Source organism: uncultured Sneathiella sp. (assembly GCF_963976355.1).
Lineage (GTDB): Bacteria > Pseudomonadota > Alphaproteobacteria > Sneathiellales > Sneathiellaceae > Sneathiella.
The window spans coordinates 231,559-257,836 of sequence record NZ_CAXBKA010000002.1; the positions used below are offsets into that span (position 1 = coordinate 231,559).

Genomic DNA, 26,278 nt, shown 5'->3' on the forward strand with positions numbered 1-26,278 from the left:
GCGCCATGCCGGACGAGATGACCGCTTCCGGACTGCCGCACCATTTTGCCCACCTCATGCAGGAATTACTGCCGGACGGTGCGCCGCCCGCTGGGTTTGCTGTGGCCGTCTCCGGCGGATCGGACAGTATGGCGCTGGCGCTTTTGAGCGCCGGGTGGGCTGCGAAGACCGGCATTCCCCTTATTGCACTCAGTGTCGATCATGGCCTGCGCCCAACCTCGGGCGCGGAGGCGGAACGGGTGCAGCGCTGGCTCACTGTGCGGGGGATCGAAACGAAGCTTCTTAAATGGGACGGCCCTTATCCGAAGACCGGTATTCAGGAGGCTGCGCGCGAGGCGCGTTACCGGTTGATGCAGGATTATTGCGCCCGCCACGGCATCGGTGTTCTGCTGCTCGGCCATCAGCTTGAAGACCAGCTTGAAACCCTGTTGATGCGCCTCTCCAAGGGGAGCGGGCTCGAGGGGCTGGCCGCCATGCAGAGGAAAAGCAGTGCCGGGCGGCTCAGCCTGCTGCGGCCGCTGTTGTCGGTACGGCGGGAAACGTTGCGGGCATATTTGCGCGCGGAAAAGCAGGACTGGATCGACGATCCCAGCAATGAAAACCCCGTCTTTACCCGCACCCGCGTCGGTGCCGTTCTGACCGAGATGCAGCAGCTTCCGGGCAGCGACCTCGACAGCATCGCGCTCTCCCTCGCGCGGTTGCAGCGGGCCTCGCAAAGTCTCGATGATCTCGCCCGCCAAAAAATAGAGGAAAGTTGCGAGATCAGTCCGCTCGGCTTCATCCGCCTTTCGCAGGCGGCGCTGGACGATTGCCCGGACGAACTGGCGCTGCGCATTCTCAATGCCCTGATCCGAAGTGTCGGCGGCGGTCAGCGGATCCGGCTGCAGGCGCTGGAGCAGCTTTATGTCCGCCTGTTCCGTGACAAGGCGGGTAAAAGCGCGACTCTGGCCGGAGCGCAGCTGCAGGCATCGGGGTCCGACTGGCTTGTCTGTCGGGAGCCGGGGCGTGCCGGACTTGCAGAGATGGAAATCACGCCGGAGGAGAGGGAATGGATCTGGGACAACCGCTTTCTCGTGACCGACCGTGCGCCGGATTCACCGCGGTCCGCCTCCCTCCGGATTGCGGCGCTCGGGACGGATGGCGCGCGGCAGCTCCGGGAGCATCTCGATGAAAAGGACCTGCCGCGGATTCCCGCGAAGGTCCGCGCGAGCCTGCCCGCGCTCTGGTCGGGGGCGGAAGTCGTCGCCGCGCCGCTGCTGGTGGCGGGAAAATCGGACTGTTTTCCGCTAAATCACCGCTTTTCCATGAAATTCAGGGCATTTTACTGGATACCCGGTTCAATTTTGTGATAATTATTGTTTATAAACAATGCGCCCTATTGGAACTTGATGTTAACAGATTATATCTAGAGTCAATCCAGAAGAGCGGGCGCGTCTTACGGCGACCGGTTCGGCCAGTCTCCGAAGTGGAAGGAATTTTTTAGTGAATCTTTTTGGCAAGAACATTGTGCTGTGGGTAATCATCGCATTGCTCGTCGTGGCACTTTTCAACATTTTCAATGATCCTTCCCCGCGAAATGCCGCGAATTCGATGCCTTATTCGACATTCCTTACGGAAGTTGAAAACGGGCGCGTGAAAAACGTCACCATTCAGGGACCGAACATCAAGGGCGTCACCGATGACGGCCGATCCTTCACCACCTATGCCCCGGAAGATGCCTCTCTCGTTACCAAGCTGAGCGAGCATGGCGTGCTGATCAACGCCGCGCCGCAGGAAGAGGGCAGCATGCTGATGGCGACGCTCCTGTCCTGGTTCCCGATGCTGCTGTTGATCGGTGTCTGGATTTTCTTCATGCGCCAGATGCAGGGCGGCGGCGGCAAGGCCATGGGCTTTGGCAAGTCGAAAGCGAAGCTGCTGACGGAAAAGCATGGCCGGGTGACATTCGAGGATGTCGCCGGGATCGAGGAAGCGAAGGAAGAGCTTGAAGAGGTTGTCGACTTCCTGAAAAGCCCCCAGAAATACCAGCGCCTCGGCGGCAAGATTCCGAAAGGTGTGCTGCTGATCGGTCCTCCGGGTACCGGTAAGACGCTGCTGGCCCGCTCGGTTGCCGGTGAGGCGAATGTGCCGTTCTTCACCATTTCCGGTTCCGACTTCGTTGAAATGTTTGTCGGTGTCGGTGCAAGCCGTGTCCGCGATATGTTCGAGCAGGGCAAGAAGAACGCGCCCTGCATCATCTTCATCGACGAAATCGACGCCGTCGGCCGCCATCGTGGCGCCGGTCTTGGCGGCGGGAATGACGAACGCGAGCAGACCCTCAACCAGATGCTGGTGGAGATGGATGGCTTCGAAACCAACGAAGGCGTGATCCTGCTGGCCGCGACCAACCGTCCGGACGTGCTGGACCCGGCGCTGCTGCGCCCCGGCCGTTTCGACCGTCAGGTCGTGGTGCCGAACCCGGATATCATCGGCCGCGAGAAAATCCTGAAAGTGCATATGCGCAAAGTGCCGCTGGCGCAGGATGTGAACGCCCGCACCATTGCGCGCGGAACCCCCGGCTTCTCCGGGGCGGACCTCGCCAACCTCGTGAACGAGGCGGCGCTTCTGGCGGCCCGCAAATCGCGTCGGCTGGTCACCCAGCAGGAGTTCGAGGAAGCCAAAGACAAGGTCATGATGGGCACCGAGCGGCGTTCCATGGTCATGTCCGAGGATGAGAAGAAACTGACGGCCTATCATGAAGGCGGCCATGCGCTCGTCGGCATGCATATGAAGGCGTCCGACCCGATCCACAAGGCGACCATCATTCCGCGCGGTCGTGCGCTCGGCATGGTCATGCGCCTGCCGGAGAAGGACAGCTATTCGCTGCGCCGTGACCAGTGTCTTGCCCATCTGGCGGTGGCCATGGGTGGCCGCGTCGCCGAGGAAATGATCTTCGGTCATGATGCGGTGACGACCGGCGCCTCCGGCGACATCAAGATGGCGACCGACATGGCGCGCAAGATGGTCACCGAATGGGGCCTCTCCGACAAGCTGGGACCGCTCCTGTATGGCTCCAACCAGGAAGAGGTCTTCCTCGGCCATTCCGTCTCGCAGCAGAAGAACATGTCCGACAAGACGGCAGATGTGATCGATCAGGAAGTCCGCCGCTTTGTCGAGGAAGGCGAGGCCACGGCCCGCAAGATCCTCAATGACAATGTCGACCAGCTGCACCGCGTCGCCAAGGGGCTGCTCGAATATGAAACGCTCAGCGGCGATGAGATCAAGATACTGATGGATGGCGGCGACATTAACCGCCCCGAGGATATCGAGACGCCGGTGGACAAGGGACCAACCTCGACAGTGCCGGAGGCCGATGGCCACAAGAAGTCCGGCGGATCGGGTGGCATGGAACCGGAACCCCAGCCGGGCAGCTAAGGAACAGCTCCTCTGTGAGCATAAAAGGCCCCGTTATTGCGGGGCCTTTCTTCTATGAGAGAGGCCGAATGAGAGAAACCATGCAGACCGGCCGGAAACATCCCCGGATCATGGGCATCGTCAATGTCACCCCGGACAGCTTCTCCGACGGCGGCAAGCATTTCAGCGCTGGCGGCGCCATCCGCCATGCCCGGAAGCTGGCGGCAGACGGGGCCGATATTCTCGATATCGGCGGCGAGAGCACCCGCCCCGGCGCCGATGCCATCAGCGTGGACGAGGAATGCAGCCGCGTGATCCCGGTGATCGAGGGCTGCCGCGATCTTGGCATCGATATTTCCATCGACAGCCGCAAGAAAGACGTGATGGCGGCGGCGGTGGCGGCGGGCGCGACCTTCATCAATGATGTGAGCGCGCTCAGCTATGATCCTGAAAGCATCGGTTTTGTCGCAACGTCAGGTCTGCCTGTCTGCCTGATGCACAGCCTTGCCGATCCCAAGACCATGCAGGACAATCCGACCTATGAGGATGTGGTCGCGGAGGTGACGGCGTACCTGAAGGACCGCGTTGCAAGTTGCGAGGCGGCGGGCATTGCGCGGGAGAAAATCATCGTCGATCCGGGGATCGGGTTTGGCAAGACCATCGACCATAACCTCGCGCTGATCAAGGCGCTGCCGACGTTTCGCGCGCTCGGGTGCGATGTCCTGCTCGGTGCATCGCGCAAGTCCTTCATCGGCCGTCTCACCGGCGAGAGTGAGGCGGAAAACAGGGTTTTCGGCTCGGTCGCGGTGGCGCTCTATGGGGCTCAGGCCGGGGCCGATATCCTCCGGGTTCATGACGTTCTCGAGACCCGCCAGGCCCTGCAAATGTGGCAGGCCATCGATAATGCCTCTTTTTAGACATGTTTTAAGGGTTTTCTGTTAGGGTGCGTTCGACAATCACGATTGATAGAGTAAAGTATGGCACGGAAATATTTTGGAACGGACGGCATTCGCGGCACGGCGAACAAGGATCCGATGACCGCCGAAATCGCGCTGAAAGTCGGCAAATCCGCGGGCAGAAAGTTCGCGGGGCGCGGGAATTTCCGTCATCGCGTCGTTATCGGCAAGGACACCCGCCTGTCCGGCTATATGCTGGAACCGGCACTGACGGCGGGTTTTACGTCCGTCGGGATGGATGTGATTCTGGTCGGACCGCTGCCGACCCCGGCGATTGCCATGCTGACCCGCTCGCTGCGCGCGGATATCGGGGTCATGATCTCCGCCTCCCATAACTCGTTCGAGGATAACGGCATCAAGCTGTTCGGCCCGGATGGTTACAAACTCTCCGACGAGGTGGAAAAAAGCATCGAGGCGGACCTGATCGACGACAGCAATATCAGCCTCGCAGAACCGCGGCTTCTGGGCCGGGCCCAGCGGCTCGACGACGCGCAAGGCCGCTATATCGAATTCGCCAAGAGCAGCTTTCCGCGGCATCAGCTCCTGAAGGGGCTCAAGATCGTGGTCGATTGCGCCCATGGCGCGGCCTATAAGGTGGCGCCGACGGTCCTGTGGGAGCTGGAAGCGGATGTGATTTCCATGGGGGTTTCCCCCAACGGCTTCAATATCAATGACGGCTGCGGCTCGACCTCGACGGAGGCCATGTGCGCTCGCGTCGTGGAGGAGAAGGCGGACCTTGGCATCGCGCTCGACGGCGATGCGGACCGGCTGCTGATCTGCGACGAGAACGGACGGCTGATCGATGGCGACCAGTTGATGGCGCTGATCGCCCGCACCTGGCAGGAACGCGGCAACCTCCGCGGTGGCGGCATCGTCTCGACCGTCATGTCGAACATGGGCCTCGAAAAATATCTTGAAAGCCATGACATGACCCTCGCGCGGACGAATGTCGGCGACCGCTATGTGGTGGAGCATATGCGCGAGCATGGCTTCAACGTCGGCGGCGAGCAGTCGGGGCATATCGTGCTCAATGACTACAGCACCACCGGCGACGGGCTGATCGCGGCGCTGCAGGTTCTCTCGGTGATTGTCGAGAAGGGCCGTCCGGTGAGCGAGGTCTGCTATAATTTCGATCCGTTCCCGCAAATCCTGAAAAATGTACGCTATGCAAACGGTGACCCGCTGGCGGGTGATGCCGTACAGAAGGCCATCCGCGATGGTGAAATCCGCCTCGGGACGGAAGGCCGGCTCTTGATCCGGAAGTCCGGGACAGAGCCGCTCATTCGTGTCATGGGCGAGGGGACAAACGACGCCCTGGTTAGCGAGATCGTCGATAATATTGTCGGAGAGGTGACCGCCTCGGCCGGTTAGCCAAAAAACGAGTTTTGAGGGGATAGCATGCAGGGGCGTGTATTGATCATTGCCGGATCGGATTCCGGCGGCGGCGCAGGTATTCAGGCGGACATCAAGACGGTGACGGCGCTCGGCGGCTACGCGATGACGGCGATCACCGCGCTCACGGCCCAGAATACCCTCGGCGTCGAGGGGATCGAGGAAGTCTCCGCGCCCTTTGTGGCCAAACAGATCGACATGGTCCTGAAAGACATCGGTGCCGACGCCATCAAGATCGGCATGCTCCATCGCAAGGAAGTCGTCGAGGCGGTGGCGGCGCTGTTCGATCAGATCGACACCCTGCCGCCGGTGGTGCTGGACCCGGTGATGATCGCGAAAGGCGGGGCCAGCCTGATCGCGCAGGATGCAAGCGACGCCATCAAGGCGCGGCTGATCGGCCCTCATACCCACATCCTGACGCCGAATATCCCCGAGGCCGAGCAGCTGACCGGGATCAAGATCAAGAACCTCTCCGACATGGAGAAGGCCGGACGGGCGCTGCTGAACGAGGGGCCCGTCGCCGTCCTGATGAAGGGTGGCCATGCGGAAGGGACGGAGATTGTCGACCTGCTCGTCTCACCGGAGGGGATACAGACCTTCTCCCACCGCCGGATCGATACGCCCCATACCCACGGCACCGGCTGCACCCTGTCCTCGGCGATAGCGACGGGGATTGCGCAGGGCCTGAGCGTTCCCAAGGCGATCGAGCGGTCCATCCGCTATGTGGAGAACGCGATTTTCGAGGCGCCGGGCCTCGGTGCGGGCAACGGCCCGCTCAACCATGGGCATACGGTTGCCCGGTTCGACTGACGCCTTAGACCCCGGTCAAAGCCGCGATCAGCTGGTCGATTTCCTCTTCCGTATTATAGTAATGGAATGAAGCCCTTACCATGCTTTCCAATCCCCGTTTCTCAAGATCTAAGCGGGTACTGGAGAGGTTCGTGACGGAGACATTGATGGCTTTCTCCGCGAGCAGTTCCTTGACCTCCCCGGCGGATTTTTCCGCATGGGTAAAGGTGACGATGCCGCCTTTTTTCGCGCCGATATCCTGCACCGTGATCGCGGGCAGGGCCGAGAGTTTCTCCCGCACGCTGGCCGCAAGGGAACAGAGGCGGGCGGATGTTTCTTCGATCCCGAGGTCCAGCAGGTAATCCACCGCCGCGCCGAGGCCGATAATCGCCGCCACATTATCCTCCCAGTTTTCAAAACGCCGGGCATCGGGACGCATTGTATATCCATCGAGCGACGTCCATTCCGCGCCATGCATATCCAGGAACGGCGGTTCCAGCTTGTCCAGCATGCTTTTACGGACATAAAGGAAGCCGGTGCCGCGCGGACCGCGCAGGTATTTCCGCCCTGTCACGGACAGCATGTCGCAGCCGATTTTCTCGACATCGACCGGGATCTGCCCGACCGCCTGACAGGCATCCAGAAGATAGGGAATGCCGTGCCACCGGGCAATTTTGCCGATCTCCGCCGCCGGATTGATCAGCCCACCATTGGTCGGCACGTGGGTGACCGAGATCAGCTTGACCCGGTCGTCGATCATGTTTTCCAGCGCGGCGACATCCATCTGCCCGCTGTCATCGCTCGGCACGAAGTCGATTTTGACCCCGGTCCGTTTCGCGACCTGAAGATAGGCGATGACATTGGCGGCATATTCCGCCTCCGCCGTCAAGATACGGTCGCCGGGTGCGAAGCGCATGCCATAGAAAGCCATCTGCCAGCCGACGGTTGCATTCTCGACCAGCGCGATTTCACTGCGATCGCAGTTGATCAGCTCGGCAATGGCGTCGTAGGTCCGCTCATAGGCCGCCTTGGCCCGGGCCTGCGCCTCATAACCGCCAATGGCAAGCTCAAGATCGAGATGATCCCTGACCGCCTCATACACCGGCAGCGGCATCAGCGCCGCCCCGGCGTTATTGAAATGGGTGCGGGTTCCCGTGCCGGGTGTCTCCGCCCGGAGTTTGTCGATATCAAGCGTCATGAGGTCCTTCCTGTTCAGCGGTGCCCGGCGACGGCGTGGGGGACATAAACGTCCTTGAGGCGGGCAATCTCGTCCACTTCAAGCGAGATATCGAGTGCCGCCACGGCTTCGTCCAGCTGGTACATCTTGCTGGCGCCGATGATCGGGCTGGTGACAGCGGGGCTGTGATGTACCCACGCAAGGGCGATCTGCGCCGGGGTCACGCCGCGTTCCTTGGCGATATCCTGCACGACGGCAAGCACCTCATAGTCAGCGTCCTGCCCGATCCGCATGGATTTGATCATCGCATCGGAGCGCGAGCGGGTGGTTTCCCCCTCCGCATCCTTCTTCTTGTTCCCGGCAAGGAAGCCGCGGGCGAGCGGCGACCAGGGAATGACGCCGATACCCTGATCCTCGCACAGGGGGAGCATTTCGCGTGCCTCCTCCCGATAGACGAGGTTATAGACATTCTGCATGGAGACAAACTTGGCCCAGCCGTTCCTCTCCGAGATCGAAAGCGCCTTCATGAACTGCCAGGCGAACATGGAGGATGCGCCGATGTATCGGGCCTTGCCCGCGCGCACCACATCGTTCAGCGCCTCCAGCGTTTCCTCGATCGGGGTCTCATAATCCCAGCGGTGAATCTGGTAAAGATCGACATAGTCGGTGCCGAGCCGTTTCAGCGAATCATCGATGGAATGCATAATATGCTTGCGCGAGAGGCCGCCGCTCAGCGGGCTTTTCCCCATGCGGTTGAAGACCTTCGTCGCAATGACGATTTCATCGCGCTTCGCATAGTCTTTCAGCGCCCGGCCGACAATCTCCTCCGACACGCCAACCGAATACATATCGGCGGTGTCGAAGAAATTGATGCCATAATCCAATGCCTTTTTGATGAAGGGGCGGCTTTCCTCTTCGGGCAGGACCCAGTCACGCCATTTCGGATCGCCGTAGGTCATGGTGCCGAGGCACAGCTCGCTCACTTTCAGGCCGGTGTTGCCCAGTCGTTTCAGATTCATTTTTATCTCCGTTACAGGATTTTCTTGAGGGCCGTGACCAGTTTATCGACGTCGGCGTCATTGTTAAAGAGGTGAGGGGTGATCCGCATGCTGGAGCCGCGAACGGAGACGAGAATATCCTCCGCCCGGAGCCGGTCCAAGAGGTCCTTCGGCAGCCCGCCGCCGCGCCTCAGCCCCAGAAAATGCCCTGCCCGCCGGTTATCGGGAAGAGACGTGAGGCCGAGCGGTTCGCAGCGCGCGGCGATATCGCGGGTCTTCTCCGTCAGGGTTTCCTGGATTTCGGTAACGCCCCAATTAAGAATCTGCTCTAGTGCCGCGACCGCGACGGGCATCAGGGCGAAATTCGCCCGCTCCCCCATATCGAAGCGGCGGGCACCCGCCTGATAGTCATCGACATAATCAACAAGCCCGGCGAAATCCTCCGATCCCTTGCGGTTGAGCCAGTTATATTCGATCGGCTCGCCGTCCTGATGCTCCGGCGCGACATACATGAAGCCGACACTGTAGGGGCCGAGCAGCCATTTATAGGCGGCGGCGATCAGGAAATCGGGCTTCACCTCCTTAATCGAGAGAGGCAGGGCGCCGAGAGACTGCGTGACATCGAGGACGAGCTTCGCCCCCGTCGCCCGCAGGGCCGCGCCGATTGCCTTGAGGTCCAGCAGCGCGCCGTCCGTCCAGAGATTATGCGGCAGGGAGGCGAGGGCGACCGTCTCATCAATGGCCGCAAGGACAACACGCGTCCAGTCATGATCGGCGGGCGTCTTCAGGGTGACAATCTCGGCGCCGGTTTCCGTCGCGCGCTGCTGCCAGCAATAGACGTTGGAAGGGAACTGATCTTCCAGCAGCAGGATTTTCTGCCCCTGTTCGAGCGGGATATTCCGCGCGGCAATGGCAAGGCCGTAGGACGCACTCGGGATGATGGTGATATCATCCGCCGCCGCGCCGATAAGCTCGGCGAAGAGGGCGCGGGCCCGCTCCGATTCGGTGAAGAAATCCACCGGCGAGACGGTCCAGGGCAGGGACTTGCGGTCAATTCCCTTATGCCCGGCGGCCCGTGCGGCCTTGGTCAGCGGCCCCATATAGGCGCAATTGAAATAGGCGATTTCATCCGGAATATCGAAAAGATGGCGTTGACTGGGGATCATGAAGAGGCCTCGAACGTGATAGGGAATTCTCCCATTTTCACGCCCAAGCCCCCGTTTGGCCAGCCCTTTATTGTCGCAATGACAATTCAGTCAGGATATCTGCTACTGCCATGATGACGAGAAGTTGAAAATATCAATTCAGGTCAACTACTCCGTTGCAAAACCAATCACCGGTTTTATCGTCATTATCGTTTGATTTTTTCTCATCGTTGACATTGCAGGTTTGCTGCAACTTATTAAGTGCGTCGAGGAGCTTTTTTGCGCCGGGAAATTCTTCGCAATCCGGATCATATTGTTGAGTTTGAACGCCTTGATAGCAGACCCAGGCGATCTTCTTCGTCACAAGATCCTTGTATTTTAGCTCGGTGTTTTCATATTTGTTGGTTGAAATGCCGGGGTCGATGATTGCTTCCAGATAAGAAGGGGAAACATATTCGTTTTTCTCAAGAGGGCGGAAAAAAGGATGTTTGATATCAGGGATAAAAGTTGCCCAGAGCCTAGGCGCAAGTTCGCGTGCCATATCAAAACAGCAAGCCGTTTCACTTATTCCGCCAACCCTGATGTAATTGCACCTGTGTCGGTTTACCCACGGGATAACTGCTTTTCTTAACTCTGCTCCTTTTAGATTACCTTCCATGGCAATCAGTAAGCCCTGTTTTACCATTTCGTCAAAATTGTCAGGTTGAAGCAGTTCTGTCAGATTGTTCCATATATCTATATCTTTGTTAGAGAGTTCCATGAAGCCACTGGCGCCTCCCAACATGATGTCATCGTTATCGTTGTCACAATCTAACAAATCTCCCAGTGGATCTTCCAGATTTCCCGTATAGATAATCGGATATCCTTTCTTCACCTGCTCGCGGACGACATTGAGTATTGATTTAAGTAAGTTTGTCCGATGAATTCCTTCCAAATCCCGGTAAATCTCATCCAGCGCGACCAGAAAAAGAAGCGGTTTTGGAGGATGACCATAAAGGGGATTCTCTATAGGTAAGTTCATATTATAATATTTGTTTTCATTTTTATGTTTAAATATTTGGAAATCCAAAAGCGGGCTTTCCGACTGAATATTTACGTTGAAATTCATGAAAAAGGTCCTTTTCATATTAAAACTAACTTTTCATGTAACGAAGCGGCATTTTTATTGTGAAATTCTTTGTCTCATGCGGTCTGATAAAATACCGCGCGGATATCTGTCACTATGTCGCAGTGCAAAAAATCCCGTTGACAATCTCTTCGAAATTTTGTCTATGGACGGCGGGCCACATCCCCCCACCGGGATGCTCTAGACTGGAAGGTTTAGTTTATTATGACAGAAGTATTGCGTCCTGAGAGTCGCCCTGACTCTCCTATGTTTTCATCCGGCCCTTGCGCGAAGCGCCCCGGATGGTCTCTCCAAAATCTTGAAAATGCGTTTCTTGGCCGGTCCCATCGCGCGAGCGAAGGCAAGGCCAGATTGAAAGCCGTGATCGACCGGCAACGCGCGATTCTCGGCATTCCCGACGATTACAAGGTCGGTATCGTGCCGGGCTCGGACACCGGCGCGGTCGAGATGGCGCTCTGGTCGATGCTGGGCGCGCGTCCCGTCACCATGCTGGCGTGGGAAAGCTTCGGTTCGGGCTGGGCGACGGATGTCGTCAAGCAGCTCAAGCTTAAAGATGCCGAGGTGATCACCGCCGGTTATGGCGAAATTCCCGACCTTGCCGCGACCGACTGGTCCCGCGATGTCGTCTTCACCTGGAACGGCACGACCTCCGGCGTGCGGGTGCCAAACGGCGACTGGATTTCGGAAAATCGCGAAGGCCTCGCCATTTGCGATGCGACTTCCGCCGTGTTCGCCATGGAACTGCCGTGGGAAAAACTCGATGTCGTCACCTGGTCCTGGCAGAAAGTGCTGGGCGGGGAAGCGGCGCATGGCATGCTGGTCTTAAGTCCGCGCGCCGTTGAGCGGCTGGAGACTTACACCCCGGCCTGGCCGCTGCCGAAGGTCTTCCGTATGACCAAGGGCGGCAAGCTCATTGACGGCATCTTCAAGGGTGAGACGATCAACACCCCATCGATGCTGGCGGTCGAGGATGCGCTGGATGCGCTGGATTGGGCCGAAACGGTTGGCGGCAGCAAGGGCATGATCGCCCGTACGGATGCCAATGCGAAAGTGATTTCCGACTGGGTCGCGAAAACCGGCTGGGTTGATTATCTCGCGGCCGATCCGGCGATCCGCTCCACCACCTCGGTCTGTCTCAAGATCACCGATGACTGGTTCACCTCGCTCCCGGCGGAGGATCAGCCAAAGGCAGCGAAAGAGCTTGTTGCGATCCTCGAGAAAGAGGGTGCGGCGCTTGATATCGGACATTACCGCGATGCCCCGGCGGGTCTTCGGATCTGGGCGGGCGCGACGGTGGAGAAAGCCGATCTCGAAGCGCTGATGCCCTGGCTCGACTGGGGTTACGCGACACTTAAAAACACATTCCAGAAATAATCCTGAACGAAGGATCGATACAATGGTCAAAGTCCTTATCTCTGACAAGATGAGCCCGCGCGCTGCTGAAATTTTTCGCGAGCGTGGCGTGGAAGTAGATGAAAAACCCGGCATGACGCCGGAAGAGCTGAAAGCCTGCATCGGCGAATATGATGGTCTCGCCGTCCGCTCCGCCACCAAGGCGACCGCCGAGATTATCGAAGCGGCAACCAACCTGAAGGTCATCGGCCGCGCCGGGATCGGGGTGGATAACGTCGACATCCCGGCGGCAACGGCGGCCGGTATCTGCGTGATGAATACGCCGTTTGGCAATGCCATCACCACCGCCGAACATGCCATCGCCATGATGTTCTCGCTCTCGCGCCATATTCCGGCGGCGAATGCCTCCACCCAGGCCGGGAAATGGGAGAAATCGAAATTCATGGGGGTCGAGCTTTATGGCAAGACCCTTGGCGTCATCGGCTGCGGCAACATCGGCTCCATCGTGGCGGACCGCGCGGTCGGCCTCAAGATGAAGGTCGCGGCCTATGATCCGTTCCTCTCACCGGAACGGGCGCAGGAACTCGGTGTCGAGAAGCTGGAACTGGACGATCTGTTCGCCCGGGCCGACTATATCTCGCTGCATACGCCGATCACCGACAGCACCCGCAATATCATCAATGCGAAGAATATCGCCAAGATGAAGCCGGGCGTGCGCATCATCAACTGCGCGCGCGGCGGCCTTGTGGTGGAGGAAGACCTGAAAGCCGCCCTTGAAAGCGGCCATGTGGCGGGCGCGGCGCTCGATGTGTTCGTCGTCGAACCGGCCAAGGAAAACATCCTCTTTGGCATGGAGAATGTGGTGACGACCCCGCATCTCGGCGCCTCCACCGACGAGGCGCAGGTCAATGTCGCGATCCAGGTGGCCGAGCAGATGTCAGATTATCTGCTGGTCGGCTCCGTCACCAACGCACTCAACATGCCCTCCGTCACGGCGGAGGAAGCGCCGAAGCTGAAACCCTATATGGAGCTGGCCTCGCAGCTTGGCAGCTTCGCCGGGCAGGTGACGGAAAGCGGAATCAAGAGCGTGCGGATCGAGTATGAAGGGGCGGCGGCGAGCCTGAATACCAAGCCGCTCACTTCGATCATCATACAGGGTCTGCTCGCGCCATTGCTCGATACCATCAACATGGTCAATGCGCCGCTGGTGGCGAAGGAACGCGGCATCGACGTGACCGAGAGCTACAATGATCGCGATGACGATTACCAGACCCTGATCCGCCTCTCGATCACGACCGAGCATCAGACGCGCGATATCGCGGGTACCCTGTTCGGCGGCGACCGTCCGCGCATCGTGAATATCAAGGGCATCAATATCGAGGCGGAAGTCGGTCCCCATATGCTCTATGTCACGAACCAGGACAAGCCCGGCTTCATCGGGGCGCTGGGTTCGGTTCTAGGCGATGCCGGGGTCAATATCGCGACATTCCATCTGGGTCGTCACAAGCAGGAAGGCGAGGCGATTGCCCTGATCGAGATAGATTCGGAGCTTTCCGTCGAGACGCTCGAAAATGTCTGCGCGCTGCCGCATGTGGCGCAGGTGAAGCCGCTTAAATTCTAGGCGGCACTGGCGAAATAGAACGCCTTCGGGCGACTTCGGAAAAGCGGCGCTCAAAAAGTGCCGCTTTTTTGCTGTTCCTGTTGGCGACGGCGGGGAAATATGCTTTATAGGCCCACGTAATGAATGACTATTCCGAAAAAGGCCTGCTGCCCGCCGGTTTGGCAGATATGCTCCCGCCCGCGGCTGCGCGCGAGGCCCGCATCAACCGTACCCTGATGGAGGTTTTTGCGAGCAATGGCTATCAGCAGGTGAAGCCTCCCCTGATTGAATTCGAGGAACATCTTCTGGAGGGCGCCGGCGCGGCGCTGGCCTCGAAGATGTTCCGCGTCATGGACCCGGCGTCGCACCGCATGATGGGCATCCGCACGGATATGACCTTGCAGATTGCCCGCGTTGCCACCACCCGCATGAAGCAGGACCCGCGCCCCTTGCGCCTGTCCTATGCCGGGCAGGTCCTGCGCGTGCATGGCACCCAGCTCCGGCCGGAACGGCAGTTCGCGCAAGCTGGGGTGGAACTCATCGGCCCCGCCGAGACGGCGGCGGATGCGGAGCTGATCCTGCTCGCGGCGGAGGCGCTGAAGGCGCTGGAAATCGAGAAATTCTCGATCGACCTGACTTTGCCGACCCTGGTGCCGACCCTGTGCAGTGAACTGAAGATTGACGAGGAGACGGCGAAGGCCGCGCGCGACGCGCTCGATCACAAGGATGTGGCGCTGCTCGCCGATTATGACGCGCCGCTCTCGACGAACCTGATTGCCCTGCTGAAAGCCGCTGGACCGGCGAAGCAGGCGATTGCCGCCCTCGATGCGCTGTCCCTGCCGCCCGAGAGTGCGGCGCAGGTGGAGGGGCTGAAACGCGTCGTCGAACAGCTTGAGGCGGCGGCGCCGGATCTGACGCTCACCATTGATCCCGGCGAATATCGCGGCTTTGAATATCAGACAGGGCTCAGCTTCACGGTCTTTGCACGCGGCGTGCGCGGGGAGCTTGGCCGGGGCGGGCGCTATCTGCTGATGGACGGGGAGCATGCCTCCGGCTTTACGCTTTTCCTCGACAGCCTGATGCGGGCGGTGCCGCGCAAAGTCACCGACGACCGGCTGTATCTTCCCTTCGGCACCTCGCTCGAGGCGGGATACGGTTTGCGCCAGGACGGCTGGAAAACCGTGGCGGGGCTGGCCCCGGAACAGGATATCGAGGCGGAGGCCAGACGCCTCCATTGTGGACATCTCTTCGGCGCCGACGGCGTCAAAAAACTCTCCTGATATAGAGAAGCATTCAAGGATACAGGATTATGGCGAACGTAGCGGTGGTTGGCTCCCAATGGGGTGACGAGGGCAAGGGCAAGATTGTTGACTGGCTGTCCCAGCGCGCGGATGTGGTGGTGCGCTTTCAGGGGGGGCATAACGCGGGCCATACGCTCGTCGTCGATGGCAAGGTCTATAAACTCAGCCTGCTGCCCTCCGGTATCGTCCGCGGCGGCAAGGTATCGGTGATCGGCAACGGCGTCGTCGTTGATCCCTGGGCGCTGGTGAAGGAGATCGAGACCGTGCGCGAACAGGGCGTGACCGTGGATCATGACTCGCTGAAAATCGCCGAGAATGCGACGCTGATCCTGCCGCTGCATGGCGAGCTGGATGCATTGCGCGAAGATGCGGTGTCGAACTCAGCCGTCAAGATCGGCACGACCCGGCGCGGTATCGGCCCGGCCTATGAGGACAAGGCGGCGCGGCGCGCCATCCGTGTCTGCGACCTGACCGACGAGGCGCTGCTGAAACGCAAGATTTCGACCCTGCTCGATCATCATAATGCGCTCCGCAAGGGGATGGGCGCGGAGTTGGTGGATGGTGATAAGTTGCTCGCGCAACTTATTGAAATTGCACCGAAAATACTTGAATTTTCCGACATTGTCTGGCGCCGCCTGGACGAGGCGAAGAAGGCGCGCAAGCGGGTCCTGTTCGAAGGGGCGCAAGGGGCAATGCTCGACAATGATCACGGCACCTATCCGTTCGTCACTTCCTCCAACACGCTGGCCGGACAGGCAGCGGTCGGCAGCGGCGTTGGCCCGTCCTCAATCAATTTCGTCCTCGGCATCACCAAGGCCTATACAACGCGGGTCGGTGAGGGACCGTTCCCGACCGAGCTGTTCGACGAGATCGGCGAGGGGCTGGGCAAGCGCGGCAAGGAATTCGGCGTCGTCACCGGGCGCAAACGTCGCTGCGGCTGGTTCGATGCGGTGATGGTCCGCCAGACGGTGAAGACCGGCGGCATTACCGGGATTGCGCTCACCAAGCTGGATGTGCTGGACGGCATGGACGAGCTTAAAATCTGCGTCGGATATGAGCTCAACGGCAAGAAAATCGACTATTTCCCGTCGAACATGGCCGATCAGGCGGCGGTCAAGCCGATCTATGAGACCATGGACGGCTGGAGCGACAGCACCTTCGGCGCGCGCAGCTGGGCCGATTTGCCCGCCGAGGCGGTCAAATATATCCGCCATGTCGAGGAACTGATCGAGGCGCCGGTCGCGTTGCTGTCCACCAGCCCGGAACGCGAAGACACCATCCTCGTCCGCGACCCGTTCGAAGACTAGGGCGCGGCATGATCTCATGAGCCGACAGTCCGACCGTATGGTCCTGCTTGCCTTTGGTGGTCTGTTGTCGCTCGCGGTCTGTATCGGCGTCAGCCGGTTCGTCTATACGCCGATCCTGCCCTTCATGGAGACGGGTCTCGGGATCAGCAAGCCCGATGCCGGGCTGCTCGCCTCGGCCAATTATCTCGGTTATCTGCTCGGCGCACTGTTCGGCACGCGGCGGGACCTCGCGGGCAGTCCGCGCCGCTGGTTCCTGACCTCGCTCGTCACCTGCGCCTTTACGACCCTCGCCATGGGGCTGACCACAAATTTCGAGATTTTCCTGGGCCTCCGTCTGATCGGCGGTATCACCTCGGCCTTCGTCATGGTGTTCGGCTCAACCCTGATCCTGAGCCGTCTTGCGCTCAATAATCGCTCCGGCCTCGCGGCCCTGCATTTTGCCGGCGTCGGCACCGGGATTGCGCTTTCTTCCATGCTGATCATCACTGTTGAACGCTTCTCGGTGGACTGGCAGGGGATGTGGATCGCCTCCGGCATCCTGTCCTTCCTCATCGTGCCCTTTATCTTCTATCTGGTCCCGCCGGTCTCGGCCGCCGGGGAACAAACGGCGGCGAAGGAGCCCCTGCACTACAGCCGACCACTCAAGGCGCTGATCCTGTCCTACTTCCTGCTCGGTTGCGGCTATATCATCACGGCGACCTTTCTCTCGACGCTGGTCCGGCAATTGCCGGATGTGCAGTGGATGCAGTCCTATATCTGGCTGATCGTCGGCCTGGCGGCCATGCCCTCCGTCGCCTTCTGGAGCTGGATCAGCCTCAGGGTCGGCAACCGGCGGAGCTATTCATTTGCCGGGTTCGCGATGGCGATGGGGGTGACGGCGAGCGTCCTTGGCGACGGGCCGATTGTCCTCAGCCTCGCCGCCATCCTGCTCGGGGGGACCTTCATGGGCATGACGGCCCTCGGCCTTGTCGAGGCACGGAATATGGTGCCCGACCATGCGCGCCAGATCCTCGCGGTGATGACCCTGGCGGTCGGCGTCGGACAGATCGTCGGGCCGATCTTTGCCGGGTTCGTGCACGGGATTTTCGGTAACTTCGTCATGGCCTCCCTGACGGCGGCGGCCGGCATTATCATCGCCAGCCTGATGGTGTGGCGAAAACCGGCTCCCGCGGGCGATCCGCACCCTTGAAGAAAGCCGGAATTTAACCCCATCTTAACGTGCGATTGCGACAATCGGGCCCTGATTTTAACCAGACGGACCGATGTGACGCGCAATGAGCCTTGCCGAGACAATGGAAAGCGAAACAGAACCGGTGGCCCCCGGCCATAACGGGGTGCTGCGTGGCCGCTACCGCGTCGATCTGTCGCGACGTCTCGATTTTCTTGCAAGCGGCGAAAATCTGGCGGTTCAGGCGTTCGATACTCAGGATTCAACGGCCCAGTATTTTGCCGTTATCTCAAACCCTTACAGCGTGATCCGGCAGCGGCTGGCGGAGCGGATGAGCGAGAGCCTCATCCCCGGAACGGTGGAGCTTCTGGCCCGCGGCGCGGTCGCCTTCTCGGACAGCGATACCCGCTATGTCTCGGTCTTCGAGATGCCGCGCGGCGGTCCGTTCTTCAATGCCGCCGACGGCCCGGTCGCGGAAAAACAAATCTTCGATCAGGTCCTCACGCCGGTCGCCCAATGCCTTGCCGCCTTGCATAAAGTAAAGCTGACTCACCGGGGAATACGGGCGGATAATCTTTTTTTCGCCGATGACGCGCGGCAGGATGTGGTGTTGGGAGAGGCCATCACCTCGGCGCCGGGCTCCGGCCAGCCGATGGTCTATGAGACGCTGGAAAACGCGATGGCGCATCCCATGGCCCGGGGCGAGGGGGGCGCGGCAGATGATCTCTATGCGGTCGGAGTCCTGATCGTCCATCTGCTGGGCGGCGCGCAGCCCGCGGCGGACATGAGCGCGGAGGAGATTTTCGCCGGGAAGTGCAAGCAGGGCAGCTTCGCCTTCCTGACCGAGGGGATGACCCTGTCGCAGCGGGTCAGCGACCTTTTGGCGGGACTTCTTCAGGATGATCCGCAGGCGCGCTGGACAACGGACATGTTGGTGAACTGGCGGGAGAAGATAAAGGATACCCCGCGGCGCGGGCGCGGAGATCGGCGCGGCTTCAGCAAGCTGGCCTTCGGGGACGAGGAGTATAACTCGCCCCGCCTTCTGGTGCAGGCGATGCGGGCAAAGCCGATGGCAGCGATGGAACTGTTGAAAAGCGGACAGCTTGCAAAATGGGTGAAAAGCGCTCTCCGTGAGGAGGAAACGGCCGCTAAAATCTCCCATCTCCATGGCGATACCGGTCGTGGGTCAAACCGAAAAAAACGAAACGCGACAACCGCCGTGGCCCAGGCGACCTATCTGCTGGACCCGGAAGGGCCCTTTTGGTTCAACAATGTCTCCTTCTCGCTCGGCGGGCTCGACAGTCTGGTGCTCTGGGCTTTCCATAAGGATGACACGGAACTCAAAAAATCGCTGACCGAGCTCTTTGAAAGCGGCATTCTGCTCAATATCGTCACCGAACATCCGAGCGGCAACGGGCGGCGTCTCGACTGGATCAGCGAAAGTGAGCTTTTCGTCTGCATGGAGCATATGCGGCGGAAGAAGGACCCCGGGGCGGGACTGGAACGCTGCCTGTATGAGCTCAACCGCCATACGCCCTGCCTTAGCCCACTAATGCTCGGATATCATGTCAGAAGTGTTCGGGAATTCATTGAAGTTGCAGAGAAAAAGATGGTGTCTGCCAACGGGCAGGCGAACCCGTTCGACCGCCACGCCGCGGGCTTCATCGCGGCAAAAACGAAGGGCATCGATCAATTCCTGCAGCCGATGTCGGGCGCGGCGCCCGGCAGTGCCGATCATGCGCTTATCGAGGTGAAACTGTTCGCGCGGTTGCAGTCTGCCGTGCATCCGGGACCGCTTCCGGGATTCTGCCGCTGGGCGGAGGAGGCGTTGAAACCGGTGTTCTCGAAGTTTAAATCACGCCTGCGTCGGGAGGTCATCACCCAGAAATTCCAGAGCGCGAAGAAAAGCGGCTCTTTGATTGAAATCCTGAAGGCGATGGATATCGACCGGCAGCTTGCCGCCGATGCTAAGGAATATCACAGCGCGCTTGCAACGGCAGGGCAGGCGGAGCGAATGGCGGCATTTCTCGCCAACGGCACGGAACAGCGGCGACAGGCTGCCGCCCGCTACGGTGCCTGGATCACGTCGGTTCTGGCGATCACGTCCCTGGTGAGCAGCATGGTCGTTTCGGCCCTTTACTTTATCGGATAGCGACATGGCAAAAGAGGCAAAGCAGACAGCGGCAATCGCCAGCAGTACCGGCAAGAATATCGCCCTTTTCTGGGTGATGGTCCTGTCCGGGCTGGGGCTGGTGTTCGCGCCCCCAACGATGCTGATCCTGATCGTGGGAATGATCCCGAGCCTGGTGGCGATTCTGCTGAAAACCGAACGCACAGGCACGCTCGCGGCCATGCTGGCGTTCAATCTTGCTGGGATCATTCCGGTGATCGGCATCCTGTGGGAGCGCGGGCAGAATTTTCAGGAGGCGTTCAAGCTGCTCTCCGATGTCTATATGTGGCTGGCCATGTTCGGCGGTGCGGGGATTGCAGTTTTCCTCGCCTGGGCTGTGCCGATCGTCGTGTTCGCGGCCTATGAGCTGCAGGCGAAAGCCAATATCGTCAAGCTGGAAAAACAGCGCAGCAAGCTCGTCGAGGAATGGGGCGGGCAGTTCGTCACCGACGTCAAGGAATATTCGCAAGTCGGCCGCTAGAGGCCATCTCTCTCTTTTCTCTCCTTTTGCACTGGAAATGCGGCGGCAGTTTCGGCATAGTCTCGCCTCGCATAGTCAATAAAGGAAAGAAGAATGACAGGGCATGTGTACTGGATATTCCAGCTGGAAATCAAACCCGGGGAATATGAGAATTTCGAGGCGCTGATGACGGAAATGGTCGATGCGACAAAGGCCGACGAGCCCGGCGCGCTCAACTACGAATGGTCGGTGAGCGAAGACAAGAAAACCTGCCATATCCTTGAAAGATTTAAGGATTCCGATGCAGCGCTTGTCCATATGGGGAATTTCGGCAGCAAGTTCGCCCCCCGCTTTCTGGAGGTGCTGACGCCTAAAAAGATGACCGTCTATGGCGATCCGTCTGATGCGGTGCTGAAGGGGCTCTCGCGGATGGGTGCGGTCCAGATGCCGTCCGTCGGCGGCTTCTCGCGCTAAGCGGTTTTGCAGACATGAAAAAGGCGCCGCCGGTGAGGGCAGGCGCCTTTTTTAAGGCCTTGGCGGCGGGTTAGTTCAGCCGCTCTTCCATGACTTTGGATTTCATCGCCCGTTGCAGCTTCTCGAACGCGCGAACCTCAATCTGGCGAACCCGCTCCCGGCTGATGTCATATTCCTGGCTCAGCTCTTCCAGAGTAAGCGGTTCGTCGCGCAGGCGCCGCTCCGTCAGGATATGGCGTTCGCGTTCATTGAGAACATCCATCGCGTTTTCGAGCATGGCGCGGCGGCTTTTCAGCTCCTCATTCTCCGCATAGACGGTTTCCTGGTTCGGTGTCTCATCTTCGAGCCAGTCCATCCATTCGCCTTCGCTTTCGGCGCGCATGGGGGCGTTCAGGCTGTGATCCGGCGCGGTGAGGCGGCGGTTCATATTGACCACCTCATCCTCGGACACACCGAGTTTCTTGGAAATGGTCTTGACCTGCTCCGACGTCATATCGCCTTCGTCAATGGCCTCGATCTGGCCCTTGATCTTGCGGAGGTTGAAGAACAGTTTCTTCTGCGCTGCGGTCGTGCCCATTTTCACGAGTGACCATGTGCGCAGGATATATTCCTGTATCGCCGCCCGGATCCACCACATGGCGTAGGTAGACAGACGGAAGCCTTTTTCCGGCTCGAACCGTTTGACCGCCTGCATCATGCCGACGTTGCCCTCGGAGATAAGTTCGGCGATCGGCAAGCCGTAGCCGCGGTAGCCCATGGCAATTTTCGCGACCAGCCGGAGATGGCTCGTCACCATTTTATGTGCGGCGTCCGTGTCGCCGTGATCCTTCCACGCCTTCGCCAGCATATATTCCTCTGACTGCTCCAGCATGGGGAATTTGCGGATTTCCTGAAGGTAGCGTGACAGACCGCCTTCCGGCGTCAGGACGGGTAATGTTGATATAGTCGTCATATTCAGGACCCTCTCTTTCTACTGGCACCCGGATTTCGTCGTTCAAGACGCCCGAAAAACGAGCCCGATTACAATTCCTGCCTATTCGGAGCCTGTTTTTGGCCATAGCGTGGGATATTACCCCCTCAATGCCGTGATCAGACCCCTTATATCAGATGGTAAATCTATCTCGAATATCAAGCGCTTGTCTGTGACGGGATGCACAAAACCGAGGATTTCGGCATGCAGGGCCTGACGGGGGAAGGCATGGATGATTTCCTGGCGGTTTTCGGGCTGTTTGGAAAGGCGGCTGCGCTTCGGGCGGCTGTAGAGCGGATCGCCGACAAGGGCATGACCGATATGGGCCATATGCACCCGGATCTGGTGGGTCCGGCCGGTTTCAAGCTCGCACCTCACCAGCCCCGCGATATCGGCGAAATTCTCCTCCAATTGATAGCGGGTGGCGGCGGGTTTGCCGCCTTGCGTGACCACGGCCATGCGCTTGCGGTTATGCGGATCGCGGCCGATGCTCTCACGGATTTCTCCGCTTGCCGGATATACGCGCCCCCAGACCACGGCCCGGTAGCGCCGCTCGATGTTATGGGCGGCGAACAGCGCGGCAAGCCCCTGATGCGCTGCATCATTCTTCGCTGCGACCATCAGGCCGCTGGTGTCCTTGTCGATGCGGTGGACGATGCCGGGGCGTTTGACGCCGCCGATGCCGGACAGGCTGTCTCGGCAGTGATAGAGGAGGGCGTTGACCAGCGTGCCGGACCAGTTGCCCGCCGCCGGATGCGCCACCATGCCCGCCGGCTTGTTGAGGACGATCAGATGCTCGTCCTCGAACAGGATATCAAGGGGGATGTTCTCCGGCTCCGGCTCGTCCGGCGTTGCATCGGGGACCGTCACCTCATAGGTTTCGCCTGCGCGGACCCGGCGCGAGGGATCGGTGACCGCAAGCCCGTCAAGGGCGACCAGGCCGTCCTTGATCAGCGGTTTGATCCGGCTTCGCGAAAGGTCCGTCAGTGCATCGGCCAGCAGCCGGTCAAGACGGGTGCCGTCGTCGCCTGCCAAAACTTCAACTTGATGTAGACCCTCAATGAATGGCATAAAATGGACCAGAATTGTTTGTAAACTTATAAGGTGTTGCCATGTCAGATCAGACCGATCCGGATCCCGGCCCAAATCTTACCTTGCTGAAATGGATTGTCGGAATTCTCGGGTTTCTGATCGTCCTATTCGCCGGCATCATAGGCGTTACCATATTTATGCGCCTGACGGCAACGGAAACCGAAACCGTGGTCGGCGAGCCGAAAATGGTCGAGCAGGCCGAAGTCGGCACGGCACAGAGTGGCGGTGTTGCGGCCTTTGGCGATATCCGTCTGCCTATTCCGGATGATATGGATGTGCTCAGCCTCTCCTCGGGGCAGGATCGGCTGTTCCTCACGCTCGGGACCGAGGGCGCGGCCCGGCTTATTCTGGTCATCAGCCTGAAGGACGGCAAGGTTCTTGGCAGTTTTAATCTCGAAAAAGACGGTATCCAGTAGTCTTCGGCTTGGCGAGGTCCGCTGACGGCAATGGGCAGTAAACAAAAAGAGGTCGCATGTTGAAAAATGTCCCGGTTGTTAATTTTGCAAGCGATAATGCGGCCCCGGTCGCCCCGCAGATACTCTCCGCCCTGCAGAAAGCGAATGCAGGTGCGGTCCTGAGCTATGGCACCGACCCGCTGACAAAAGGGGTCGAGGAGAAGCTGAAAGAGATATTCGACTGCGACCTCAAGGCCTTTCCGGTCGCCACGGGCACTGCCGCCAATGCGTTGGGATTGAGTGTTCTGGTGCCGCCCTATGGCGCGATCTACTGCCATGAATTTGCCCATATCGACCGGGATGAATGCGGTGCGCCGGAGTTCTTTACCGGCGGCGCGAAGCTGGTGCCGCTCACGGGCGCCGACGGCAAGTTGAAGGCGGAGGAACTTGAAAAGTTCATCGCCGGTGCTGGCGCCGGCAATGTGCATCATGTGCAGCCTGCCGCCATTTCCCTGACCCAGGCGACGGAATGCGGTACGGTCTACCGGCCCGATGAGATCGCCGAGATTGCAATTGTCGGGCACAAGCGACACCTCTGTGTTCATATGGACGGCGCGCGCTTTGCCAATGCCGTGCAGTTCCTCGGCTGTGCGCCTGCCGATATCACCTGGCGCGCCGGGGTGGATGTGCTCTCCTTCGGGGCGACGAAGAATGGCGCCATGGGGGCCGAGGCGGTCATCTTCTTCGATATGGACAAGGCGCGGGAATTTGAGTTCCGCCGCAAGCGGGCGGCGCATCTGTTTTCGAAAATGCGCTATCTGTCGGCCCAGCTCGATGCCTATCTCACTGATAATCTCTGGCTCGATCTTGCCGGGCATGCCAATGAGATGGCCGCGCAGCTTGCCGACGGCATTGCCCGTGTGAATGGCGCGAAAGTTCTCTATCCCGTTGAAGCCAATATGATTTTCGCCAAGCTGCCGGAGGTGGCGCTGGAATGCCTCGCGGTTTCCAACATCCTCTATTATCGCAATGGACAGGAGGAGGACGGGGAGGTGCGGCTGGTCGCCTCCTGGAACACGACGGAGCAGGATATTGACCATTTGCTGAACGTCATCTCCTGATGTCGGCGGTCGTCAGGGCAGAAAATTTGTCTCAATGTTTGCGTTGGGGCGCGTCTCTCGCTATTCAGGGCGGGGATTTTGACATGTGGATAACAGGATAGGCGCAACGTGAACAACATCCAGGATTTTTGGGAAATCGTCAAAGAGGTCTGGAACTACGGGTATCAGGGCATTGATTTCAGCTCTCTGATCACGGCCCTCGGGATACTTTTGCTGGCGTTGCTGGTGCGCGGGGTCTTTACCCGCTTCGTGATCAACCGCGTCATCTATTATGCACAGAAGTCGGAGAGCAAGCTCGATGACCAGCTTGTGCTCTCTCTGCGCGGGCCGATCCGCTTCATTCCGGTGGTGATCGGCGTCTATTTCGCGCTGGAACTGCCCGCCTTCGGCAATGAGGAAGCCTTCTCCGCCGCCGCGGGCCGGATTGTTCGTTCCCTCATCGTCTTCAATATTTTCTGGGGCATCTATTGCATCATCAGCCCGCTGACCTTCCTGCTCGGTAAGCTCGAAGAACTGTTCTCGACCGAAATGGTCAATTTCCTCGTCAAGATCATGAAAGGGCTTGTCGTCGGCCTCGGTGCAGCGACGGTATTGCAACTCTGGGGGATCGAGGTCGGGCCGGTCATCGCCGGTTTCGGTATTGTCGGCGTTGCCGTTGCGCTGGGCGCGCAGGATTTGTTCAAGAACCTGATCAGCGGCTTTCTCATCCTCGCGGAGAAACGCTTCAAGGCCGGGGACTGGGTGCTGGTCGATGGCGTGGTCGAGGGGATCGTCGAGAAAATCGGCTTCCGCTCCACCATGATCAGGCGTTTCGACAAGGCGCTGTCCATTGTGCCGAACGCGACCTTCGCCGATCGGGCGGTGACCAACTTCACCGAAATGACCCACCGCCGGATTTACTGGAAAATCGGCGTTGAATATTCGACGAGTGTCGCGCAACTACAGGAAATTACGGACAAAATCCGGAAATACCTGATCGGTAACAGCGATTTCGCCCAGCCCGAGGAGGCGACCATGTTCGTTGTCACCGACAGCTTCAATTCCAGCAGCATCGACATCATGATCTATTGCTTCACCAAGACGACGAAATGGGGCGACTGGCTCGATATCAAGCAGGATTTCGCCTATGCCATCAAGGGTATCGTCGAGCAGGCGGGAACGGGTTTCGCCTTTCCGTCCATGTCGATTTATCGCGGTGTCGGTGCCGATGAGCCCGATCCGTTCGTGCCGCCCGGCGAAACGCGGGGCGAAAAAGGCGGCGAGGGGGGCGACGCCGGTTACGGGGATGAGGGACGCTAGGGTCAGGACCCATTAATTTGCTCCATTCTGCGCGATCGCTCTTGGTCGCTGGTCAGGCACGGCTCCGCAGGAAACCGTCTGGTTTTCAAGGGGGCGTAACGCCGCCAGCGGCCATAGGCGATGCGCCCTGCGGGTTTGAAGAAGAGGCGAAATCTGCTGCGGAAACCGTCCTTGAATATGTGCAAACATGTCCTGCGTCCGTTTCCCTTGCATCTTTCACCTCTTCTTCAAACAGAATTGCAGAAAATTAATGGGTCCTGACCCTAAGACGCGGGCGCTGTCGTCTTGACGATGATATATTCGAACTCGGTGTCCGTTTTCGTCTCTTTTTCAAGGATATAGCCGCTGACATGGCAGAAATGGCGGAAGTCGATGACGGACGCCGGATCGGTCGCAATCACCCGGAGCCGCTCCCCCTCTTTCAGGGATTTGAGCGCCTTTCTGGCCTTCAGCACCGGAAGCGGGCAATTCAGGCCCGAGGTATCAAGAAAATGCGAGGTTTCTGCCATTTTTTCCTTCTTTCCGGCTAAACGGAGCGTGCACCGGACCTAGCGCAAAATAGCCGTCCTCCGGCATCGGCGCAACCGGCGAATTT

General features: G+C 59.4%; 23 protein-coding genes. 16 read left to right on the forward strand and 7 right to left on the reverse strand.

The features are described 5' to 3' along the window. Nucleotides 1–5 precede the first annotated feature (5 nt). The 5 genes from tilS (at nt 6) to thiD (ending at nt 6,548) form a co-directional block, all read left to right on the forward strand. Nucleotides 6–1,349 carry a tRNA lysidine(34) synthetase TilS gene (tilS, locus tag AAC599_RS04850; RefSeq protein WP_340149277.1) on the forward strand — a complete coding sequence of 448 codons (1,344 nt, stop codon included), beginning with the start codon at nt 6–8 and terminating at the stop codon, nt 1,347–1,349. Between the two features lie 133 nt (nt 1,350–1,482). Continuing rightward, nucleotides 1,483–3,411, forward strand: coding sequence for an ATP-dependent zinc metalloprotease FtsH (gene ftsH, locus AAC599_RS04855; RefSeq protein ID WP_340149278.1), 1,929 nt, complete (start codon nt 1,483–1,485; stop codon nt 3,409–3,411). A 68-nt stretch (nt 3,412–3,479) separates the two neighbouring features. After that, nucleotides 3,480–4,307, forward strand: a complete 828-nt coding sequence (gene folP / locus AAC599_RS04860; RefSeq protein ID WP_340149279.1) for a dihydropteroate synthase — start codon at nt 3,480–3,482, stop codon at nt 4,305–4,307. Nucleotides 4,308–4,367: 60 nt separating this feature from the next. Further along, nucleotides 4,368–5,717 (forward strand): phosphoglucosamine mutase, encoded by a 1,350-nt coding sequence (glmM, locus tag AAC599_RS04865; RefSeq protein WP_340149280.1) that lies wholly within the window; start codon nt 4,368–4,370, stop codon nt 5,715–5,717. A gap of 27 nt (nt 5,718–5,744) precedes the next feature. Next, on the forward strand, nt 5,745–6,548 hold the full coding sequence (thiD, locus tag AAC599_RS04870) for a bifunctional hydroxymethylpyrimidine kinase/phosphomethylpyrimidine kinase (protein ID WP_340149281.1): 804 nt from the start codon (nt 5,745–5,747) through the stop codon (nt 6,546–6,548). Between the two features lie 4 nt (nt 6,549–6,552). Here the strand turns inward: thiD and AAC599_RS04875 are convergent, their stop codons facing one another. The 4 genes from AAC599_RS04875 to AAC599_RS04890 form a co-directional block, all read right to left on the reverse strand. Further along, the gene (locus AAC599_RS04875; RefSeq protein WP_340149282.1) at nt 6,553–7,725 is read right to left on the reverse strand and encodes an aminotransferase class V-fold PLP-dependent enzyme; all 1,173 of its coding nucleotides are present in this window, start codon (nt 7,723–7,725) and stop codon (nt 6,553–6,555) included. 14 nt (nt 7,726–7,739) lie between these two features. Further along, nucleotides 7,740–8,723, reverse strand: a complete 984-nt coding sequence (locus AAC599_RS04880; RefSeq protein ID WP_340149283.1) for an aldo/keto reductase — start codon at nt 8,721–8,723, stop codon at nt 7,740–7,742. 11 nt (nt 8,724–8,734) lie between these two features. Beyond that, on the reverse strand, nt 8,735–9,868 hold the full coding sequence (locus tag AAC599_RS04885; RefSeq protein WP_340149284.1) for an aminotransferase class V-fold PLP-dependent enzyme: 1,134 nt from the start codon (nt 9,866–9,868) through the stop codon (nt 8,735–8,737). A 133-nt stretch (nt 9,869–10,001) separates the two neighbouring features. Continuing rightward, on the reverse strand, nt 10,002–10,955 hold the full coding sequence (locus tag AAC599_RS04890) for a hypothetical protein (protein ID WP_340149285.1): 954 nt from the start codon (nt 10,953–10,955) through the stop codon (nt 10,002–10,004). Between the two features lie 222 nt (nt 10,956–11,177). On the opposite strand from AAC599_RS04890, the gene AAC599_RS04895 reads away from it, so the two are divergent. The 8 genes from AAC599_RS04895 (at nt 11,178) to AAC599_RS04930 (ending at nt 20,806) form a co-directional block, all read left to right on the forward strand. Beyond that, complete coding sequence (locus AAC599_RS04895; protein WP_340149286.1) at nt 11,178–12,347, forward strand: phosphoserine transaminase; 1,170 nt, start codon at nt 11,178–11,180, stop codon at nt 12,345–12,347. Nucleotides 12,348–12,369: 22 nt separating this feature from the next. Beyond that, entirely contained in the window at nt 12,370–13,947 is a 1,578-nt protein-coding gene (gene serA, locus AAC599_RS04900) for a phosphoglycerate dehydrogenase (protein WP_340149287.1), read from the forward strand. Nucleotides 13,948–14,066: 119 nt separating this feature from the next. Continuing rightward, a complete protein-coding gene (locus AAC599_RS04905; protein ID WP_340149288.1) occupies nt 14,067–15,206 on the forward strand; it encodes an ATP phosphoribosyltransferase regulatory subunit in 1,140 nt (379 codons plus the stop codon). 29 nt (nt 15,207–15,235) lie between these two features. Continuing rightward, on the forward strand, nt 15,236–16,534 hold the full coding sequence (locus AAC599_RS04910; RefSeq protein WP_340149289.1) for an adenylosuccinate synthase: 1,299 nt from the start codon (nt 15,236–15,238) through the stop codon (nt 16,532–16,534). A gap of 16 nt (nt 16,535–16,550) precedes the next feature. Continuing rightward, nucleotides 16,551–17,723: a YbfB/YjiJ family MFS transporter gene (locus tag AAC599_RS04915; protein WP_340149290.1), complete on the forward strand. Its 1,173-nt coding sequence runs from the start codon at nt 16,551–16,553 to the stop codon at nt 17,721–17,723. Nucleotides 17,724–17,808: 85 nt separating this feature from the next. Then, nucleotides 17,809–19,854 (forward strand): hypothetical protein, encoded by a 2,046-nt coding sequence (locus tag AAC599_RS04920; protein ID WP_340149291.1) that lies wholly within the window; start codon nt 17,809–17,811, stop codon nt 19,852–19,854. A gap of 4 nt (nt 19,855–19,858) precedes the next feature. Continuing rightward, entirely contained in the window at nt 19,859–20,353 is a 495-nt protein-coding gene (locus tag AAC599_RS04925) for a hypothetical protein (protein ID WP_340149292.1), read from the forward strand. A gap of 93 nt (nt 20,354–20,446) precedes the next feature. Then, entirely contained in the window at nt 20,447–20,806 is a 360-nt protein-coding gene (locus AAC599_RS04930) for an antibiotic biosynthesis monooxygenase (RefSeq protein ID WP_340149293.1), read from the forward strand. A gap of 70 nt (nt 20,807–20,876) precedes the next feature. Here the strand turns inward: AAC599_RS04930 and rpoH are convergent, their stop codons facing one another. After that, nucleotides 20,877–21,758, reverse strand: coding sequence for an RNA polymerase sigma factor RpoH (gene rpoH, locus AAC599_RS04935; RefSeq protein ID WP_340149294.1), 882 nt, complete (start codon nt 21,756–21,758; stop codon nt 20,877–20,879). Nucleotides 21,759–21,875: 117 nt separating this feature from the next. Beyond that, nucleotides 21,876–22,847, reverse strand: a complete 972-nt coding sequence (locus tag AAC599_RS04940; RefSeq protein ID WP_340149295.1) for an RluA family pseudouridine synthase — start codon at nt 22,845–22,847, stop codon at nt 21,876–21,878. A gap of 41 nt (nt 22,848–22,888) precedes the next feature. Here AAC599_RS04940 and AAC599_RS04945 point away from each other — a divergent pair, with 41 nt between their 5' ends. From AAC599_RS04945 to AAC599_RS04955, 3 genes are all read left to right on the forward strand, one after another. Then, a complete protein-coding gene (locus AAC599_RS04945) occupies nt 22,889–23,284 on the forward strand; it encodes a hypothetical protein (protein ID WP_340149296.1) in 396 nt (131 codons plus the stop codon). A gap of 56 nt (nt 23,285–23,340) precedes the next feature. Beyond that, nucleotides 23,341–24,384 (forward strand): low specificity L-threonine aldolase, encoded by a 1,044-nt coding sequence (locus AAC599_RS04950; RefSeq protein WP_340149297.1) that lies wholly within the window; start codon nt 23,341–23,343, stop codon nt 24,382–24,384. 108 nt (nt 24,385–24,492) lie between these two features. Further along, nucleotides 24,493–25,683 (forward strand): mechanosensitive ion channel family protein, encoded by a 1,191-nt coding sequence (locus AAC599_RS04955; protein ID WP_340149298.1) that lies wholly within the window; start codon nt 24,493–24,495, stop codon nt 25,681–25,683. A gap of 263 nt (nt 25,684–25,946) precedes the next feature. Here the strand turns inward: AAC599_RS04955 and AAC599_RS04960 are convergent, their stop codons facing one another. Next, a complete protein-coding gene (locus tag AAC599_RS04960; protein WP_340149299.1) occupies nt 25,947–26,192 on the reverse strand; it encodes a sulfurtransferase TusA family protein in 246 nt (81 codons plus the stop codon). Between the last annotated feature and the right edge of the window lie 86 nt (nt 26,193–26,278).

Coding starts and splice junctions, on each gene's coding strand:
- AAC599_RS04945 (WP_340149296.1), top strand. CDS start 22,889: ATGTCAGATCAGACCGATCCGGATCCCGGCCCAAATCTTACCTTGCTG.
- AAC599_RS04905 (WP_340149288.1), top strand. CDS start 14,067: ATGAATGACTATTCCGAAAAAGGCCTGCTGCCCGCCGGTTTGGCAGAT.
- AAC599_RS04890 (WP_340149285.1), bottom strand. CDS start 10,955: ATGAATTTCAACGTAAATATTCAGTCGGAAAGCCCGCTTTTGGATTTC.
- AAC599_RS04885 (WP_340149284.1), bottom strand. CDS start 9,868: ATGATCCCCAGTCAACGCCATCTTTTCGATATTCCGGATGAAATCGCC.
- AAC599_RS04920 (WP_340149291.1), top strand. CDS start 17,809: ATGAGCCTTGCCGAGACAATGGAAAGCGAAACAGAACCGGTGGCCCCC.
- AAC599_RS04960 (WP_340149299.1), bottom strand. CDS start 26,192: ATGGCAGAAACCTCGCATTTTCTTGATACCTCGGGCCTGAATTGCCCG.
- AAC599_RS04910 (WP_340149289.1), top strand. CDS start 15,236: ATGGCGAACGTAGCGGTGGTTGGCTCCCAATGGGGTGACGAGGGCAAG.
- AAC599_RS04930 (WP_340149293.1), top strand. CDS start 20,447: ATGACAGGGCATGTGTACTGGATATTCCAGCTGGAAATCAAACCCGGG.
- tilS (WP_340149277.1), top strand. CDS start 6: ATGCCGGACGAGATGACCGCTTCCGGACTGCCGCACCATTTTGCCCAC.
- AAC599_RS04880 (WP_340149283.1), bottom strand. CDS start 8,723: ATGAATCTGAAACGACTGGGCAACACCGGCCTGAAAGTGAGCGAGCTG.
- AAC599_RS04915 (WP_340149290.1), top strand. CDS start 16,551: ATGAGCCGACAGTCCGACCGTATGGTCCTGCTTGCCTTTGGTGGTCTG.
- folP (WP_340149279.1), top strand. CDS start 3,480: ATGAGAGAAACCATGCAGACCGGCCGGAAACATCCCCGGATCATGGGC.
- thiD (WP_340149281.1), top strand. CDS start 5,745: ATGCAGGGGCGTGTATTGATCATTGCCGGATCGGATTCCGGCGGCGGC.
- AAC599_RS04940 (WP_340149295.1), bottom strand. CDS start 22,847: ATGCCATTCATTGAGGGTCTACATCAAGTTGAAGTTTTGGCAGGCGAC.
- serA (WP_340149287.1), top strand. CDS start 12,370: ATGGTCAAAGTCCTTATCTCTGACAAGATGAGCCCGCGCGCTGCTGAA.
- AAC599_RS04925 (WP_340149292.1), top strand. CDS start 19,859: ATGGCAAAAGAGGCAAAGCAGACAGCGGCAATCGCCAGCAGTACCGGC.
- AAC599_RS04895 (WP_340149286.1), top strand. CDS start 11,178: ATGACAGAAGTATTGCGTCCTGAGAGTCGCCCTGACTCTCCTATGTTT.
- glmM (WP_340149280.1), top strand. CDS start 4,368: ATGGCACGGAAATATTTTGGAACGGACGGCATTCGCGGCACGGCGAAC.
- rpoH (WP_340149294.1), bottom strand. CDS start 21,758: ATGACGACTATATCAACATTACCCGTCCTGACGCCGGAAGGCGGTCTG.
- AAC599_RS04950 (WP_340149297.1), top strand. CDS start 23,341: ATGTTGAAAAATGTCCCGGTTGTTAATTTTGCAAGCGATAATGCGGCC.
- AAC599_RS04875 (WP_340149282.1), bottom strand. CDS start 7,725: ATGACGCTTGATATCGACAAACTCCGGGCGGAGACACCCGGCACGGGA.